This window comes from Xanthomonas sp. NCPPB 901 (assembly GCF_056725085.1).
This window is the reverse complement of the sequence record NZ_CM161511.1, coordinates 3,332,886-3,349,700: the sequence shown is the minus strand read 5'-3', so window position 1 is coordinate 3,349,700 and position 16,815 is coordinate 3,332,886. Positions and strand designations below refer to the sequence as shown.

The window sequence follows — 16,815 nt, the reverse complement described above, 5'->3', positions numbered from 1 at the left end:
GGCAGCCACAGCGCAGAGTGCACATGAAGATCGAAAAAGACCGCGTCGTCCGTTTCCACTACACCGTTTCGGAAGTCGGTCAGGCGCCGATCGAAAGCTCCAAGGATCGCGATCCGCTGGTGATCCTGATCGGCCACGGCAACATCATCCCGGGCCTGGAGAACGCGATGCTGGACAAGGCCGCCGGCGACAGCTTCGGCGTCGACGTGGCCGCCAAGGACGCCTATGGCGAGTACCGCGAGGGCCTGAGCCAGCGCGTGCCGAAGAAGCATTTCGGCGCGGCCAAGCTGCAGCCGGGCAGCCAGGTGGTGCTGCAGACCAACTTCGGCCCGCGCGCGGTGACCGTGCAGAAGGTCGGCATGAGCGTGGTCGACGTCGATCTCAACCACCCGATGGCCGGCAAGGACCTGCACTTCGACGTGGAGATCGTCGACGTGCGCGAGGCCAGCGCCGAAGAGATCGAGCACGGCCACGTGCACGGCGACGGCGGCCACCAGCACTGATCGCCCTGGCGGCGGCACCGGTCGCGCCGGTGCCGCCGGCCCTGGTGCCGCGCGCAGCGGCGCCGTCGCGCCGCCGCGGACGCCGGCGGCCCTCCTGATCGCGGCGAGGGACAATCGCCAGCCTTCCGCCTGGTGCCGCCTTGGCCACTTCCGCCCCCGTGTTGCAGCCCGTCGCGCCCGCCGAGCGCATCGCCACGCTGGACGTGCTGCGCGGCTTCGCCCTGCTGGGCATCCTGCTCATGAACATCGAGGGCTTCGTCGGTCCGCTGGACGCGGCGATGACCGGCCTGGATCCTGCCCTGCGCGGCGCCGACCGCATTGCCGATGCGCTGGTCTACATCCTGGTGCAGGGCAAGTTCTACACCTTGTTCTCGTTGCTGTTCGGCATGGGCTTCGCGGTGATGGCGCAGCGCGCCGAGACCGCGCGGCGCCCGTTCGGCGGCTTCTTCCTGCGCCGCAGCGCGGGGTTGCTGCTGATCGGCCTGTTGCACGCCCTGCTGCTGTGGTCCGGCGACATCCTGGTCAGCTACGCGCTGCTGGCGTTCATGCTGCTGGCGTTCCGCGAGGCGCCCACGCGCTGGCTGCCGGCGATGGCGCTGGTGGTGTATCTGTTCGCGCCGGCGCTGTGGCTGCTGATCGGCGCCGTGGCGTCGGCGGCGCAGGCCGATCCGCACGGTGCGGCGCAGTGGCAGCGCGACATGGCCCAACAGGCGCAGCACAACGCCGCGGCGCTGGCGCAGCAGCGCGCGGTGTTCGGCCACGGCAGCTACCTCCAGGCCACCGCGCAGCGCGCGCGCGACCTGGTCGAATCGCTGAGCGGGCTGTTGTTCAACGCGCCCACCATCTTCGGCATGTTCCTGCTCGGCGCCTGGTGCGTGCGCAGCGGCCTGGCCGCGCAACCGCAGCGCTTCCCGCGGCTGCTGGCGGTGCTGCGCTGGGGCGTGCTGCCGCTGGGCCTGGCGCTGATGCTGCTGAGCTTCCGGCTGGAGCCGTGGATGGATCCGGCGCGGCTGGATCTGCGCCTGACCTGCGCCTACGCCTTGGCCAGCGTCGCCAGTGGCCTGATGGCGCTGGGCTATGCGGCGTGGCTGGTACGCGCCGCGCCGGCGCTGCAGTGGCTGGCGCCGGCCGGGCGCATGGCGCTGAGCAACTACCTGCTGCAGTCGCTGGTGTGCACCACGCTGTTCTACGGCTATGGCTTCGGCTACTTCGAACGCTTGCCGCGCGCCTGGCAGATCCCGTTCGCGGTCGCGCTGTTCGCGCTGCAGGTGGCGCTGTCGCACTGGTGGTTGCGGCGCTTTCGCTTCGGCCCGGTGGAGTGGCTGTGGCGGTCGGCCAGCTACCTGCACTGGCAGCCGATGCAGCGCCGCGACGCGGCCTGAGCGCGGGCGCGGCGGTGGCGTCCTCACATCTGCCGCGTGGCCGGCCATGGCATGCTCCGCGGCGACCGAGACCTGCGACAGGACAGCCGATGGACGATGTGAGAGGCGGGCACCGGCCCGCCAGCGATGCCGCCCCGCCGCGCGCCGAGCGTGCGCGATGAGCGCGCCGATCCGCGATTACGACCTGCTGGTGCTGGGCGGCGGTTCCGGCGGCCTGGCCACCGCGTTCCGCGCCGCCAGCCACGGCGCGCGGGTGGCGATCCTGGAGCCGAACGCGCTCGGCGGCACCTGCGTCAACGTCGGCTGCGTGCCGAAGAAGGCGATGTGGCTGGCGGCGGACCTGGTCGAGCGCATCGACCTGGCGCGCGCGGTCGGTTTCGCCATTCCCGAGGCCACGCTGTCGTGGGCTGAACTGGTGGCGCATCGCCAGGGCTACATCGGCAACATCCAAGCCAGCTACCGGCGGCGGCTGGATGCCGATGGCGTGGTGCTGATCCCGCGGCGCGGGCGGCTGGTCGATGCGCACACCGTCGAATGCGACGACGGCGTGCGGGTCAGCGCCAAGCACGTGGTGATCGCCACCGGCGCGCATGCGCTGCGGCCGGACATCGAGGGCGCCGACCTGGGGCTGATCTCTGACGATTTCTTCAGCCTGTGCGAGGCGCCGCCGCGGGTGGCGATCGTCGGCGGCGGCTACATCGCGGTGGAACTGGCCGGGCTGCTGCAGGCGCTGGGCAGCCGGGTGGAGCTGTACGTGCAGGGCGAGCGCCTGCTGGAGCGGTTCGACGCGGAACTGGCGCGGCAGCTCGCCGAGAACCTGCGCCACCAGGGCGTGCGCCTGCATTTCGGTTATCGCGCCAGCGCCCTGCGTCGCAGCGGCGAGGGGCTGTGCGTGGTCGATGCGCAGGGACAGCCGGGCGACAGCGTCGACAAGGTGTTCTTCGCGATCGGGCGCCGGCCCAACAGCCGCGACCTGGGCCTGGAAGCGCTGGGCGTGCGCCTGGGCGACAAGCACGAGATCGTGGTGGACGCCTACCAGAACACCGACGTGCCGGGGCTGTATGCGATCGGCGACGTGGCCGGCAAGGTCGGCCTGACCCCGGTGGCGATCGCCGCCGGGCGCAAGCTGATGGACCGCGTGTTCGGCGACCGGCCGCAGGCGCGGCTGGACTACGAGAACGTGCCCAGCGTGGTGTTCTCGCATCCGCCGCTGGGCCAGGTCGGGCTGGGCGAGGAACAGGCGCGCGAGCGCTACGGCGCCGACGCGGTGCGCGTGTACCGCAGCAACTTCCGGCCGATGCTGCAGGCGCTGGCCGACTCGCCGCAGCGCAGCCTGTTCAAGCTGGTGTGCGTCGGTGCCGAGGAGCGCGTGGTCGGCTTCCACCTGCTCGGCGACGGCGCCGACGAGATCCTGCAGGGCTTCGCGGTGGCGTTGAAGCTGGGCGTGACCAAGCAGCAACTGGAGGACACCGTGGCGATCCATCCGACCTCGGCCGAGGAAGTGGTGCTGATGCGCTGAGGCGGCGTCGCGCGTCGTTGTTGCACGCGCGATCGGCACGGTTCGCCGGTGGGGACGGCGAACCGATGGCGGAGCGGCTTGGCATGCCGTCGCGTGCCGGCGAGGTGGGCCTGTCCACCGAAGCCGAGCACAATGGGGGCGTGTGCATCCGTCGCCATGCCGGGACCTGGGCCGGCTGTATGGCTGCGTCGGAGTGAGACCCCGTGCCGCGTCGATGAACCGAAGTGCGCGCTGGGCCTGCGGTGCGTCCGGCAACAGGCACACGATCGCCAGGTACGCCGAGCCGGCCGCGCTCAGGCGGGCCAGCGCTGCCTGAGCGCCGGCCGGCCAATTGGGTCGGCGGCGCCGACCTCTGCAGGATCTTCGTCCGCCACAGTGGCGATGCGACGGCCAGCCGACCGCGGCGCCGTAGAATGGCGGGATGCACGTTTCCTCTTGTCCTTGCCGCGGCGGTGCGCGATGAGCGCGCCCGGTAAGTCCAGCGCCATCGCTCCCGCCGCCCCGCAGGCCGGTCTCGGCGGCATCCTGCTCGCTGCCGGCGGCGCGATCGCGTTCTCCGGCAAGGCGATCATCGTCAAGCTCGGCTACCGCTACGGCGTCGATGCGGTGACCCTGCTGGCCTTGCGCATGCTGGTGGCGCTGCCGTGCTTCGCGGCGATGGCGCTGTGGGCGGCGCGGCGCGCGCCGCCGCTGCAGCCGGGCGACCGCTGGCGGATCGTCGCGCTGGGCGTGCTCGGCTACTACCTGGCCAGCTTCCTGGATTTCCTGGGCCTGGCCTACATCACCGCCACCCTGGAGCGGCTGATCCTGTACCTCACCCCGACCCTGGTGCTGCTGATCGGCGTGCTGCTGTGGCGGCGCCGGCCGCAGCGGCGGCAGTTGTGGGCGCTGGCGTTGAGCTACCTGGGCGTGCTGCTGGCGTTCGGCCACGACCTGCGCATCGGCGGCGCGCGCACGGCCTGGGGCAGCCTGCTGGTGTTCGGCAGCGCGCTGGCCTATGCGGCCTATCTGGTCGGCAGCGGGCAACTGGTGGCGCGGGTCGGCGCGGTGCGGCTGACCGCCTACGCCAGCCTGGTCGCCTGCGCGCTGTGCATCGCTCAGTTCCTGCTGCTGCGGCCGCTGCACGCGCTGGCCCTGCCGGCGCCGGTGTACGCGCTGTCGCTGCTCAACGGCACGCTGTGCACGGCGGTGCCGGTGCTGGCGACGATGCTGGCGGTGCAGCGCATCGGCTCGGCGCTGGCGGCGCAGATCGGCATGCTCGGCCCGGTCTCGACCATTGTGCTCAGTGTGCTGTTGCTGGACGAGGCGATGGGGCCGTGGCAGATCGCCGGCACCGTGCTGGTGCTGGGCGGGGTGCTGCTGGTGTCGCGGCCGGTGCGGGCGCGGCCGGCATGAGTCCACGGCGGGCGCCCGCAGCGGCGGCACTGGCCGCGCCGACGGCGGCCGAGGCGCATGCGCGGATCCTGGCGACGATCCGTGCGATCCCGCCGGGCCAGGTGCGCGGCTATGGCGAGGTGGCGATGCTGGCCGGGTTGCCGGGACGCGCGCGGCTGGTGGCACGCCTGCTCGGCGGCAACGCCGACCCCGCGCTGCCCTGGCACCGGGTCCTGCGCAGCGACGGCCGCATCGCCTTTCCCGAAGGCGCGCCTGGCTATCGCGAACAATGCCAGCGCCTGCGCGCCGAGGGCGTGGTAGTGCAGGGCGGTCGGGTGAAGCGCGCGCCGGCGCCGGCGCGCGATCTCGATGCCGAGGTGTGGGGACCGGCGTAGCGACGCCCGGCCATCATCCGTCCCTAGGAGCGGCTTCAGCCGCGACGGGCTTGACCGGGAACGCGCCGTCGCGGCTGAAGCCGCTCCTACGAAAGCTGCCACTGGTGATCTCCCTTGGAAGAGGGGGCCTGCTCTTGTCGGAGGGACTTCAGTCCCGACGCCTTTTGCGCAGTCCGCGGGTCGGCCGGCGCCGCTCGTCGCGACTGAAGTCGCTCCCACAGGATGGCGATCGAGACGGCTGTGGCGGTTCCCAGGGCACGCTCTAGGTCCAGAGGCGAAGGCCGCTGCATTGGTTGGGGTGCCGGCAAGGGCGAGCGGCTATGATGGGGGCAGTTGCCACGGACCTGACCATGTTTCCCAGACTTCCGCCCGTCACCCAAGCGCTGCTGATCGGCAACATCGTGGTGTTCCTGCTGCAGATGCTGCTCGGCATGGACACGTTCGCGCCCTTCATGCTGTGGCCGATCGGCGCCTTCGATGCGTTCTCGCCCGGGCAGAACTTCCAGCTCTGGCAGCTGCTGACCTACGGCTTCCTGCACGGCGGCTTCTCGCATCTGCTGTTCAACATGCTGGCGCTGTACATGTTCGGCGGGCCGCTGGAGCAGACCTGGGGCAACAAGCGCTTCCTGACCTACTACCTGGTCTGCGTAGTCGGCGCCGGCCTGTGCCAGTTGCTGGTCGGCTGGTGGATGCTCAGCAACGGCAACGAGCCGTATCCGACCCTGGGCGCCTCCGGCGGCATCTTCGGCCTGCTGCTGGCCTTCGGCATGCTGTTCCCGAACCAGCGGGTGATGCTGCTGTTCCCGCCGATCCCGATGAAGGCGCGCACCTTCGTCATCGTGTTCGGCGCGCTGGAACTGCTGATGGGCTTCACCGGCTTGCAGCCGGGCGTGGCGCATTTCGCGCATCTGGGCGGCATGCTGTTCGGCTGGCTGATGATCCGCTACTGGCGCGGCCAGCCGCCGTTCGGCAAGCGCAAGCCGCCGCGCCCGCGTATCGTGCGTTAAGAGCGCGGCGGGGCGGTCTGCCGCCCCGGTTCCTGCCCCTTGGCGCGGAATCAGCGTGGGCGCAGCAGCCGGTATTGTCGACGATCGCCGTCGGCCGGGCCGTTGGTTTCGACGTTGGCGCACAGGTGGCCCTGGCACAGGGTGACGTCGGCCGGGTTGTCGGTGCGCAGCCGTTCCGCGCGCAGTGGGTCGTCGCGGATGTCGTGTCGGTACTGCAGCAGCCAGCCGCCGCCGGCGTACCACCGTGGCGTTCTTCCACAGCCGGCTGCGCTGCACGCGCTGGATCCGCTTGAGGGTCACGGAACGTCGTTCGGAGGTGCTGGGCGATGACTGAAAAAACGGTGGCGGCTTACGTCCAACAGGCCGATGGTGACGTCGTCCGCATCCAGGTGCTGGATGACAGCGTACGCCCTGCGTTGGAACGCCTCGGTTTCTCGGACTGCGGTGGTGGCCGGTCGCAACTGTGCGCCGTCGACGCTACCGCCAAGGCGGCGGTTTTCGAGCAACTGCGGGTGATCGGCGTGGCGTTCTCGGCCGGGAAGGAATGGTGCCCTGCGGAGGTGTTCGAATTCCTGCGCGACCAGGGGCTGCTGCGGGGGCGCTATATCCGCATTGCCTGGAGCGCTCCCGCAGCGTATCGCCTGAGCCTTGAATGAGGCGATCGCGGGGTTTCCCGTCCGAGCGTCCGGGGAGCGCTCGGCCGAACCATCGCAGCGGCGCCGATCCTGCGCTGGCCGAAATTCGGAAATTTCGGCGCTGTTCTCGGCCTGGCGCGATGGCAAGCCAGGGCGGCGCAGTCGGCCCCGGGGCGTTCACGCTGCGGCGGGGAGCGCGAGGACCGCGCTCTCGCTGCATGCGTGCCCAGATGGGGGAGGCGATGGCACCGATCGCGACCTGCTGATACGACGACGGCGCGGTTGCCCGCGCCGTCTTGCTGTGTGCCTGGCCGGCGGCTAGCGCCGGCACCGGCTCACGGCCACAGGTGGATCTGCTCGGCCTCGCTGCGGACCATCGGCTGGCCCGGCTTGCAGGTGAAGGTCGCGGCGAAGGCGGGCAGGTTGGCCAGCGCGCCATTGGTGCGCCAGCGGCCGGGTGCGTGCACGTCGGCGGTGACCCGCTGCACCGCTTCGTTCGGCGACAGCTGCTGCGCCCACAGGCCGGCCCAGGCCTTGTAGAACGCCTGCTTGCCGGACTCGCTGGCGCTCGGCTGGGCGGCGCCGTAGGCCTGCCAGGCCAGTTCGACGCTGCCGATGTCGGTCAGGTCCTCGTCCTGGGTCAGCGGGCCGTTGACCTTGGCGCCCTTCACGCCGGGGAAGTCGTAGGCGCCGTACTGCGCGGCGGTGCGGGCGGCCAGCGCGTTCCAGGCGCTCTTGTCCTCCGGGGTCCACCAGTTGCGCAGCTGGCCCTGCGCGTCGACCTGGCTGCCCTTGTTGTCGATGGCGCCGATCAGCTCGTGCGCGACCATCGCGCCGTAGGCGCCGTACAGCGCCGCGGCGTCGCCGCCGGCCGCGTACACCGGCGGCTGCAGCACCGCGGCGGTGACGATCAGGCGGTTCTGGGCGATGTCGTAGGTCAGCGCCGGCTGCTGCGGCAGCACGTCCCAGCGGCGGTCGGCGTTGCCCTTGCCGATGCGCTTCATCTCCTCGCGGTGGCGCCAGGTGGAGGCGATCAGCATGTTGCCGCCGAAGCTGCCGCGGCCCATCGGCTGCACGGTGTAGTCCAGGTCGCGGCGCGGCGCGCCGACTTCGATCTTCAGCGCGGCCAGCTTGGCCTGCGCCTCGGTGCGCGCCGGCTCGCTCAGCCAGGTGCTGCGCTTGACCGCGGCGATCTGCGCATCGCGCACCTGGTCGGCGATGGTCTCGGCCTGGCGGCGGGTGTCGGCCGACAGATAGCGGGCCACGTACTCGCGGCCCAGCATCGGGCCGGCGGCGACGTTGATCGCGTCCAGCACCTGCACCCAGCGCGGCGGCGGCGCGACCTGGCCCTGCAGCACGCGGCCGCGGAACTCGAAGCTGGCGTCGCGGAAGCTCTTGGACAGGTACGGCGCCATCGCATCGCCCACGCGCCAGCGCAGGTAGGCCTTCCACTGCTCGGGCTTGATGCTGACGATCATGCCGTCGAGCTGCTTGAACATGTCCGGGTCGGCCATCGACACCAGGTCGTCGTTGACGCCCTGGGCCTTGAGGAAGGCGTCGAGCTGCAGGTTGCGGTACTGCTTGTTCAACTCCTTGGTCGAGATCGGCGCGTAGTTGTTGAACGGGTTGTTGATGCCGGCCAGCGACTTGGCGCTGCGCGCCAGCGCGGTCTCGATCTGCAGCACCGACTGGGTGTCGGCCTCGAGCCGGTCGGCCGGGGTGCCGGTCAGGGTCAGGATCTGCTTGACATAGTTACGGTAGCGGCCCATCAGCGCCACGGTGTCGGCGTCGGTGCGGGTGTAGAAGGCCGGGTCGGGCAGGCCCATGCCGCCCTGCATGAAGTAGCCGATGTGGCGGTCCAGCGCCTTCAGGTCGACGTCGGCGCCGAAATTGAACGCGACCGGGATGCCGATCTGGTGCAGCGCGGCGATCGAGGCCGGCACGTCCTTGGCCTTCTTGATCGCGTCGATGCGGCCGAGCAGCGGCGCGATCGGGTTGGACCCGTCCTTCTCCACCGCGGCCTCGTCCAGGCCGCTGGCCCAGAAGTCGCCCAGCGCCTTCTGCACCGCGTTCTGCGGCGACTGCATGCTCGCGTCGAGCAGGTCGCGCTGCTGTTGCTGGGCACGCGCGGCGAGCTGGCCCAGCGCGGTGACCGCGCCGCTCTGCGGCACCGGATTTTGCTTCAGCCAGTCGGCGTTGGCGTCGTCGTAGAAATCGCTGCAGGCGGCGCTGATCGGCGGGGCCTTGGCGGTGGCGGCGCGCTTCTTCTTGGGCGCGGCATCGGCTGCGGAGGCAAGGGCGATCAGGCCGAGGGCGACAGCGAGGGCAAGCGGACGGGCATTGGGCATCGGGAACGCATCCGGTCAGGATTAAAGTCGGCGGAGTTTAACAAGCCGCGGTGTGCAACTGTGGCGATGAACCACGCGGGCGAACCTATCGGGTTCAGTGAAGGACCGCTGTCGGCAGGGGGGCGCCGCCATCGCGGGCGCACGGCCGCGTGGTCGCCGTGGCGCGCTGGCGCCGCGGCAAAGAAAAGGCCCGGACATGCCGGGCCTTTTCGCGGGACGGCAGTGACGCCGGCGCTTACCAGATCACCACGCGCTTGTCGCCGCTGCGCACCATCGGCGCGCCCGGCTTGCACTGGAACGCGGTGGCGAAGGCCTCCAGGTTCGACGGCGCGCCGATCGCGCGGAACTGCGCCGGGGCGTGCGGGTCGGTGGTCAGGCGCACCATCGCGTTCTGCGGGGTGTACTTGGTGCGCCACACGGTGGCCCAGTTGATGAAGAAGTTCTGGTCGCGGCTCATGCCGCCGACCTTCGGGTCGTCCTTGCCCTCGGTGGCCTTCTTCATGGCGTCGTAGGCGGTGGTGAGGCCGCCCAGGTCGGCGATGTTCTCGCCCAGGGTCAGCTTGCCGTTGACGTGCTTGCCGTCGACCTCGTAGCCGTCGAACTGCTGGACCAGCTTGCCGGTGAGCGCGGAGAACTTCTTGGCGTCGGCCGGGGTCCACCAGTTCTCGAAGTTGCCGGTGGGCCCGAAGCGCGCGCCCTGGTCGTCGTAGCCGTGGGTCATCTCGTGGCCGATCACCGCGCCGATGCCGCCGTAGTTGAACGCGTCGTCGGCCTTCGGGTCGAAGAACGGCGGCTGCAGGATCGCGGCCGGGAACACGATCTCGTTCTGCAGCGGGTTGTAGTAGGCGTTGACCGTCTGCGGGGTCATGCCCCACTCGGTCTTGTCCACCGGCTTGCCGATCTTGCTCAGGTTGTACTTGTAGTTGAACGCGGTGGCCGCCCGCACGTTGTCCAGGTAGCTGTCGCGCTTGGTGGTCAGGCCGCTGTAGTCGCGCCACTTGTCGGGGTAGCCGATCTTCGGGGTGAAGGTCTTCCACTTTTCCAGGGCCTTGGCCTTGGTCTCGTCGCTCATCCAGGTCAGCTTCTCCAGGCGCGCCTTCAGCGCCTGGCTCAGGTTCTCCACCAGCTGCTGCATCTTGGCCTTGTCGTCGGGCGAGAAGGCGACCTTGACGTACATCTGGCCCATCGCCTCGCCGGCGCCGTCCTCGATGCTGCCGAGCACGCGCTTCCAGCGCGGCTTCATCTCGGCCTGGCCGTTGAGTTCCTTGCCGTAGAAGGCGAAGTTCTCCTGGGCGAAGGCATCGCTCAGGTACGGCGAGGCGCTGTCCACGGTGTGGAAGCGCAGGTAGGCGCGCCACACCGCCGGGTCGGTGTCGCCCAGCGCCTTGCTCACTTCCTGGTGGAAGGCCGGGATCGCCAGCGAGAACTTCTCCGGCACGGCGATGCCTTGCGCCTCGAAGAACTTGGTCCAGGAGAAGTTCGGCGTCAGCATGTCCGCTTCGGCCGGGGTGATCGGGTGGTAGGCCAGTTCGGCGTCGCGCGAGAGTTCCTCGCTGGACTTGGACACCTTGGCCAGGCGGGTTTCCAGCGCCACCACGTCCTGCGCCTGCTTGGCCGCGTCGGCGGCCGGTACGCCGGCCAGCTCCAGCACCTTGGCCACGTGTGCCTGGTAGGCCTTGAGCTTGTCCTGCTTGTCGGCGTCGACGTAGTAGCTGCGGTCGGGCAGGCCAAGGCCGCCCTGCATCGCGTAGGCCATGTTCATCGTCGAATTCTTGAAGTCGGCCTCGGCGCCGAAGCCGAACAGGCCGTTCTCGCCCTTGGCCGCGCTCTGGCGCAGGTACTCGGCGATCGCCGGGCCGTCCTTGAGGCCGTCGATCGCGGCCAGGTCGGCCTTCAGCGGTTCGATGCCCTGGGCATTGATCTTGGCTTCGTCCATGCCCGAGGACCAGAAGTCGCCGACGATCTTCTCCACGCCCTGCGGGTTGGCCGCGGCGGCGGCCTGTTCGGCCAGCTGGTGCTGCACGGCCACCGAGCGCTCGTCCAGGATCGAGAACGCGCCCCAGCTGCTGCGGTCCTTGGGAATTTCGTTGGCGGCCAGCCACTTGCCGTTGACGTAGCCGTTGAAGTCGTCGCAGGCGTTCTTGCTGGCGTCCAGGTCGTTGATGTTGAACGCGCTGTAGGCCGGCAGCTTGCTGGTGTCGAGCTTGAGCTCGGCCGGCGCGGCCGGCGTGGCCGCGGGGGCGGGCTTGGCCGCGTCGGCGGCCGGCGTGGCGCTCTCGGGCTTGTTGCAGCCGGTCAGCGCGGCGCTCACGGCCAGGGTCAACAGCAGCATCTTGGGATTGCGAAGGGTCACAGGCAGGCTCCAGGCCAACGTGGATAACAGGATGGCCCGGGCGGGCCGTGGCGAGACTCTACGCCGCCGCGGGAGGTTTCAGGGGTGTCGAAGGTCATGGGCGGCCCCGCGCGTTGGGCCATCGGCAGGGGCGCGGGGCCGTCGGGTCGGCAGGCCTGCCGGCGCTGGCTTACCATGCGGCCATGACCCGCGAACCGCCATGCGATGCCCTGATCGTGGGCGCCGGCCACAACGGCCTGGTCTGCGCCGCCTACCTGGCGCGGGCCGGCTGGACGGTGACGGTGCTGGAGCGGCGCGGGGTGGTCGGCGGCGCCGCGGTGACCGAGGCGTTCCACCCAGGCTTTCGCAACTCGGTGGCGTCCTACACGGTGTCGCTGCTGCAGCCGAAGGTGATCGCCGACCTCGACCTGGCCGGGCACGGCCTGCGCATCGTGCCGCGCCGGCGCAACAACTTCCTGCCGCTGCCGGACGGGCGTTACCTGCTGACCGGCGCCGGCCACACCCAGGCCGAACTGGCCAAGTTCTCCGCGCGCGACGCCGCGCGCCTGCCGGCCTACGAAGCGCGGCTGGAGCGGATCGCCGACGTGCTGCGCGCGCTGGCGCTGCAACCGCCGCCCAACGTCACCGACGGCGGCTGGCTGCAGGCGCTGCCCGAACTGCTGCGCGCCGGCCGCCTCGGCCGCCGCCTGCACGCGCTGGACGCGGAACTGCGCCAGGACCTGCTGGACCTGTTCACCATCTCCGCCGCCGAGTACCTGCAGCGCTGGTTCGAGAGCGACGCGGCGCAGGCGCTGTTCGGCTTCGACGGCATCGTCGGCAACTACGCCAGTCCCTACACGCCGGGCTCGGCCTACGTGCTGCTGCACCATGTGTTCGGCGAGAGCAACGGGGTCAAGGGCGCCTGGGGCCACGCGCTGGGCGGCATGGGCGCGATCACCCAGGCCATGGCCCGCGCCGCGACCGCCGCCGGCGCGCGCATCCGCACCGATGCGGGCGTGCGCGAGATCCTGGTCGAGGGCGGGCGTGCGGTCGGCGTGGTCACCGAGCAGGGCGAGCGGCTGCGGGCGCGGCACGTGGTCGCCAACGTCAACCCCAAGCTGCTGTACGAGCGCCTGCTCGATCCGGCGCACGTGCCGGCCGCCACCCGCGCGCGCATGGCGCACTGGCGCTGCGGTTCGGGCACGTTCCGCATGAACGTGGCGCTGTCGCGGCTGCCCAGCTTCAGCGCGCTGCCGGGGCCGGGCGACCACCTCACCGCCGGCATCGTGCTGGCGCCGAGCCTGGCCTACATGGACCGCGCCTACCACGATGCGCGCACGCACGGCTGGTCGCGCGAACCGATCGTCGAGCTGCTGATCCCGAGCACCCTGGACGAGAGCCTGGCGCCGCCCGGCCAGCACGTGGCCAGCCTGTTCTGCCAGCACGTGGCGCCGCAGTTGCCGGACGGGCGCAGTTGGGACGCGCACCGCGACGAGGTCGCCGAGCTGATGATCGCCACCGTCGAACGCTACGCGCCGGGCTTCGCCGCCTCGGTGCTGGGCCGGCAGGCGCTGAGTCCGCTGGACCTGGAACGCACCTTCGGGTTGATCGGCGGCGACATCTTTCATGGCGCGCTGAGCCTCAACCAACTGTTCAGCGCGCGGCCGATGCTCGGCCAGGCGGCGTACCGCGGCGCGATCCCGGGCCTGTTCCTGTGCGGCTCCGGCACCCACCCCGGCGGCGGCGTGACCGGCGCGCCTGGCCACAACGCGGCGATGGCGCTGTTGCGCGGTTGAGCCGTCGCCCGAACGGCGAGTGCGCTGCAGAAGCCGCGCGCGCAACGTCGTGCTGTGCCTGCGAGAGCAATTCCTGCGTAGTCCAGGCGCTTCGGTCAGCGCCCAACTGCAGCGCAAGGATGCGCGTGCTGCAGTAGCGGCAGAACTGCAAGGCCGACGCTTCCGCTTTTCGCAAACCAATCGCGGTGCAAGCGGCTGGGTTCCTTGCCTCCGTTTACCGTGGCTTGGCGCGGCGTGCTGGAGGAAGATGGCGGAGCGGCGTGGGGGCGCGCAATGCGTGCATCAGCCGGAGGCCTCCGGCTCGACCGGAGCAGGGACATCGCGTTGCGGGGGCGCTTCAGGCGCCGGGCTCGCCCATTGGGCGACGAACGTGGCGATCTTCTCTTCGATGCCGCTCTGGACGGTACGCAGGCGCAGGATGGGGATCCCGCTTTTGGCCAGGATGGCGTTCTTCAGGGCATCCCGATCGGCCTGATCGGGACGATCGTGATAGCCGCCATCGACCTCGATCACCCCCGCCGGGATTTTTCCCACCCGGAAATAGAGAACGAAATCGCAGCTGGCGCGCGTCATGAAGGCACGTTCGCGTTCCGTCAAATCCGGGTTGCGCGGCGATGCGACCTGATCCAGCCTGATCTGGCCGTGGTACGACAAGGCCCTGCATGTCGGGGCGGACAATGCCTCCCGCAGCAACTGTGCGACGATCTGCTCGGATCTGTAGCGCGAATCCTCAGGCCGCAAGCGGGCGTTCAACCGCGCCAACGACTGGTCGTACTCGCGGTAAAGCAGGTCGAAGGCCGATACCACCGGTGCCCGCACGATCTGCGCGTCCTGTGCGTAATAGGCGATGTAGCGCATCAGCGCGGCGATGTGGCCGTTATTGCCGGCGAACACCTCGTCGCCGGTCACCAGGGTGAAGCGGTGCTTGGCCCGCGACACCGCCACATTGATCATGCGCGGATCGTCGACAAAGTTCAGCCGTTCGCGTTGCTGGTTGTAGCGCTTCTTGTCCAGCACGGTCGAGAAAACGATTTCCTCGCATTCCCGGCCCTGAAACTTGTGCACCGTGTCTTTGACGAAATCCGCAGGCAGGTGCTTGTCGGAAAGGCTGACCTGTGCCCGGAACGGAGCGATGAAGCCACGGCCGTCGCGGTCCATCCAGACGGGGCCTTCTTCGGCATCGAGCAGTTTGAGCAGGGAGTCGAGTTCCCGGAGATTGGTGTTCTGGCGAGCGTGGTTGCCTCTGGCGGTCACCACCAGGCGCATGGGCGCTTCGCCGGTGTCCTTGGTCATCGGCACCAGGGCGTTGTCGTAGAACTGCTGATTACAGAACTGGATAATCCTCGGGTGGCAGCGGTAATGCTCTTTCAGCAGGGTTCTGGGCAGTGCGTCCTGGAATACGCCGATGCACGAATCGAGCAGGCTGTAGCGCTCGCAGTCGTAGGCCTCGGCGGGCGCTGGCAGGCCCAGCACCACTGGAATGTGCGCCAACTGGCGGCTGTCGCCGACCACGATCAAATTCTTCGCGCAGCCCAGTGGCAAGATGCCAGGCACGATGTCCTGCAGCGACGCCTCGTCGATGATCACGTAATCGAGGATCGCTCCCGGCGCGATCGAATTTACGATGGAATGCGTGCCGCTGCCCAGGATCGGAAAACGTTTCAAGAAGGCATCGAAATGCTGTTGGTACGTGCCGGCATCGAAGCTGTCCGGCGGCGGTGGCAGCCGTTGCAGATGTCGCTTAAGGTGGCGCATCGAAGCGGTTTTCAATTCATCCAGCAAGGCCTCGAAATTCCCCTGTGCCAACGCGTCGCGGCAGCTCTGCAGCTCTCCCGCTTTGTCCTGCAGTACCTTGTTGTAGTAGTGCATCTGTAGTGCATGGAACGCGGATAGCCGCGCATCGCCCTGGGCGAATGGTTTGGTGCGGAGGATCCCGAAATTGAACAGCAGCTCGACGCGGTCCTTCAGACGAATGCGCCGCTCTCCTAGATGGGCCAGGTAGGCCATCAGGTCCGTCGTCTCGCGCGGAGTCAGTCCATACCGGTCAAGCGAAGCGCCAGCCTGTACGCCATTGTCGGCCTGCCATTGCTGCAGGTAGTGTCGCTCGATAGTCAGTTCGTCGAGTTCGGTCTGCAATTGCGCGGCACGGTTATGGTCGTGCAGTTGTCGCTGGACGCTGGCCAGCAGGGCCTGAATCTCCTCTAGACTTGGCTCGGACTCGGACTCGGACTCGGACTCGGACTCGGGTTCGCTGGATGGCCACGGCGCCAGATCGGCGAAGAAATCACGGCGGTTGTGCTGGTTGCCGAGTCTGGCGACCAGATGGCTCAAGCCGCATTTCTCAAGTTTCTCATAGATGTTTTCCACCGCCGCATTGTTGTTGGAAAGCACCGCCACCGTCTGTCCGCGCAGCAGGATATTGGCCAGGATGTTGAGGATGGTCTGGGTCTTGCCGGTCCCTGGCGGGCCTTCGATGACGCTGACCTGCGCACGGAACGCCTGCTCGACCGCCGCGAGCTGGCTTTCGTTCAGGCCGAACGGATAGATCAGCCCCCGGCCTGGGGATTGCGTGCCATTGCACCCGGTGCAGTACGCCTGCAGGGCGGTGGCGGCGCTGGCGGGAAGTTTCCCCAGCTGGGACACGACATTTTCAGTGATATGACGCTCGGTCTCAGATTTCGCGCGTTCGTGCCGTGCCTTCGCCACGTCAATGAAATAGCGGAAGACAGGCAAATCCCGCATGTTCGTCGGCGCGATCAAGCCAATGCCGTCCATCTTGAAGACGTAAGGCTTTTCGTTGTCCGGATAGTGCACGACGGCATACCGTTCGCCGTAGACGGTCGCCTTGGCGATCGGAGTGACAACCGTGCTGCCTGGCTTGGTCAACAGCATCTCGCCCAGCTCGCGGGTGGGAGAAACGCGGCAGTCGCCAAGCGGGCGCGTGTAGGTCTTCCCGGAGGGGTAGTAACACGTCAGGTGCAGGGCATTGTATTTGTTGCTCCAATAAATCGCCCAGTCGCTGATCTTCGCGGTTTTGTCCTCGCCGCCCACATGGATCGATACCATAGGAACCTTTAGCTATGTGCGGACGGTCTCGTCCTGGTTTCGTCCCGGCTGTCGCATGCCGTCGTTTCTCCCATGTGGCCTCATCTTGCCAGCATTCTGCTCTTGGCAGATAGACGGTTACTGGGTTCGGTCGTGTGCCGGTCGCGTCGTGGACGCGTCATCGATCGACCAGAATGGTGGCGTCGCTGCGAATTCCCCGGGCTGGTCGACCTCGACCCGACTCCGGTTCCTGCATCGTTGGCTTGCGCGCAGGCATGCCGGAGCCGAAGGACCGGTCTGTGCGACACGTCCATAGTCCTGCATCTTGCCCGGCGGGATACGAGGTCCACGCGCGAATGTCCAATGCCGAAGCCAGGTGTGCCGTGCTGGGGGCGTGCACCGTCTCCAGGATGCCGGCCCGGGAGCGCGGCGACGGCCACAGGCAGGTGTGGACCAGGGAGGCAGCAACGTCACCAGCT

General features: G+C 69.0%; 11 protein-coding genes. 8 read left to right on the top strand and 3 right to left on the bottom strand.

Annotated elements, in window-relative coordinates; all coding sequences use genetic code 11:
- Positions 1-23 precede the first annotated feature (23 nt).
- The 7 genes from AC1PME_RS13980 (at position 24) to AC1PME_RS13950 (ending at position 6,836) form a co-directional block, all read left to right on the top strand.
- Complete coding sequence (locus AC1PME_RS13980) at positions 24-503, top strand: FKBP-type peptidyl-prolyl cis-trans isomerase (RefSeq protein WP_254458582.1); 480 nt, start codon at positions 24-26, stop codon at positions 501-503.
- A 140-nt stretch (positions 504-643) separates the two neighbouring features.
- The gene (locus AC1PME_RS13975; protein ID WP_481096178.1) at positions 644-1,885 is read left to right on the top strand and encodes a DUF418 domain-containing protein; all 1,242 of its coding nucleotides are present in this window, start codon (positions 644-646) and stop codon (positions 1,883-1,885) included.
- A 157-nt stretch (positions 1,886-2,042) separates the two neighbouring features.
- Entirely contained in the window at positions 2,043-3,404 is a 1,362-nt protein-coding gene (gene gorA, locus AC1PME_RS13970) for a glutathione-disulfide reductase (protein WP_481096177.1), read from the top strand.
- A gap of 459 nt (positions 3,405-3,863) precedes the next feature.
- On the top strand, positions 3,864-4,799 hold the full coding sequence (locus AC1PME_RS13965; protein WP_481096176.1) for a DMT family transporter: 936 nt from the start codon (positions 3,864-3,866) through the stop codon (positions 4,797-4,799).
- Positions 4,796-5,173, top strand: coding sequence for an MGMT family protein (locus AC1PME_RS13960; RefSeq protein WP_481096175.1), 378 nt, complete (start codon positions 4,796-4,798; stop codon positions 5,171-5,173). Before AC1PME_RS13965 ends, AC1PME_RS13960 begins: the two co-directional genes overlap by 4 nt.
- Positions 5,174-5,523: 350 nt before the next feature.
- Positions 5,524-6,180, top strand: a complete 657-nt coding sequence (locus AC1PME_RS13955) for a rhomboid family intramembrane serine protease (RefSeq protein ID WP_254458578.1) — start codon at positions 5,524-5,526, stop codon at positions 6,178-6,180.
- A 326-nt stretch (positions 6,181-6,506) separates the two neighbouring features.
- Entirely contained in the window at positions 6,507-6,836 is a 330-nt protein-coding gene (locus AC1PME_RS13950; protein WP_307551445.1) for a hypothetical protein, read from the top strand.
- 314 nt (positions 6,837-7,150) lie between these two features.
- On the opposite strand, the gene AC1PME_RS13945 is transcribed toward AC1PME_RS13950, so the two are convergent.
- Complete coding sequence (locus AC1PME_RS13945; RefSeq protein ID WP_481096174.1) at positions 7,151-9,163, bottom strand: M13 family metallopeptidase; 2,013 nt, start codon at positions 9,161-9,163, stop codon at positions 7,151-7,153.
- Between the two features lie 235 nt (positions 9,164-9,398).
- On the bottom strand, positions 9,399-11,495 hold the full coding sequence (locus AC1PME_RS13940; RefSeq protein WP_481098121.1) for a M13 family metallopeptidase: 2,097 nt from the start codon (positions 11,493-11,495) through the stop codon (positions 9,399-9,401).
- A 203-nt stretch (positions 11,496-11,698) separates the two neighbouring features.
- On the opposite strand from AC1PME_RS13940, the gene AC1PME_RS13935 reads away from it, so the two are divergent.
- Positions 11,699-13,291 carry a phytoene desaturase family protein gene (locus AC1PME_RS13935; protein ID WP_481096173.1) on the top strand — a complete coding sequence of 531 codons (1,593 nt, stop codon included), beginning with the start codon at positions 11,699-11,701 and terminating at the stop codon, positions 13,289-13,291.
- Positions 13,292-13,573: 282 nt separating this feature from the next.
- On the opposite strand, the gene AC1PME_RS13930 is transcribed toward AC1PME_RS13935, so the two are convergent.
- Positions 13,574-16,357 (bottom strand): AAA domain-containing protein, encoded by a 2,784-nt coding sequence (locus AC1PME_RS13930; RefSeq protein ID WP_481096172.1) that lies wholly within the window; start codon positions 16,355-16,357, stop codon positions 13,574-13,576.
- Positions 16,358-16,815: the final 458 nt, after the last annotated feature.

Bases quoted from the DNA above. Each gene is read 5' to 3' on its own strand.
- AC1PME_RS13930 (WP_481096172.1), bottom strand. From the start codon at position 16,357: ATGGTATCGATCCATGTGGGCGGCGAGGACAAAACCGCGAAGATCAGC.
- AC1PME_RS13945 (WP_481096174.1), bottom strand. From the start codon at position 9,163: ATGCCCAATGCCCGTCCGCTTGCCCTCGCTGTCGCCCTCGGCCTGATC.
- AC1PME_RS13950 (WP_307551445.1), top strand. From the start codon at position 6,507: ATGACTGAAAAAACGGTGGCGGCTTACGTCCAACAGGCCGATGGTGAC.
- AC1PME_RS13935 (WP_481096173.1), top strand. From the start codon at position 11,699: ATGACCCGCGAACCGCCATGCGATGCCCTGATCGTGGGCGCCGGCCAC.
- AC1PME_RS13940 (WP_481098121.1), bottom strand. From the start codon at position 11,495: ATGCTGCTGTTGACCCTGGCCGTGAGCGCCGCGCTGACCGGCTGCAAC.
- AC1PME_RS13980 (WP_254458582.1), top strand. From the start codon at position 24: ATGAAGATCGAAAAAGACCGCGTCGTCCGTTTCCACTACACCGTTTCG.
- AC1PME_RS13960 (WP_481096175.1), top strand. From the start codon at position 4,796: ATGAGTCCACGGCGGGCGCCCGCAGCGGCGGCACTGGCCGCGCCGACG.
- AC1PME_RS13965 (WP_481096176.1), top strand. From the start codon at position 3,864: ATGAGCGCGCCCGGTAAGTCCAGCGCCATCGCTCCCGCCGCCCCGCAG.
- AC1PME_RS13955 (WP_254458578.1), top strand. From the start codon at position 5,524: ATGTTTCCCAGACTTCCGCCCGTCACCCAAGCGCTGCTGATCGGCAAC.
- gorA (WP_481096177.1), top strand. From the start codon at position 2,043: ATGAGCGCGCCGATCCGCGATTACGACCTGCTGGTGCTGGGCGGCGGT.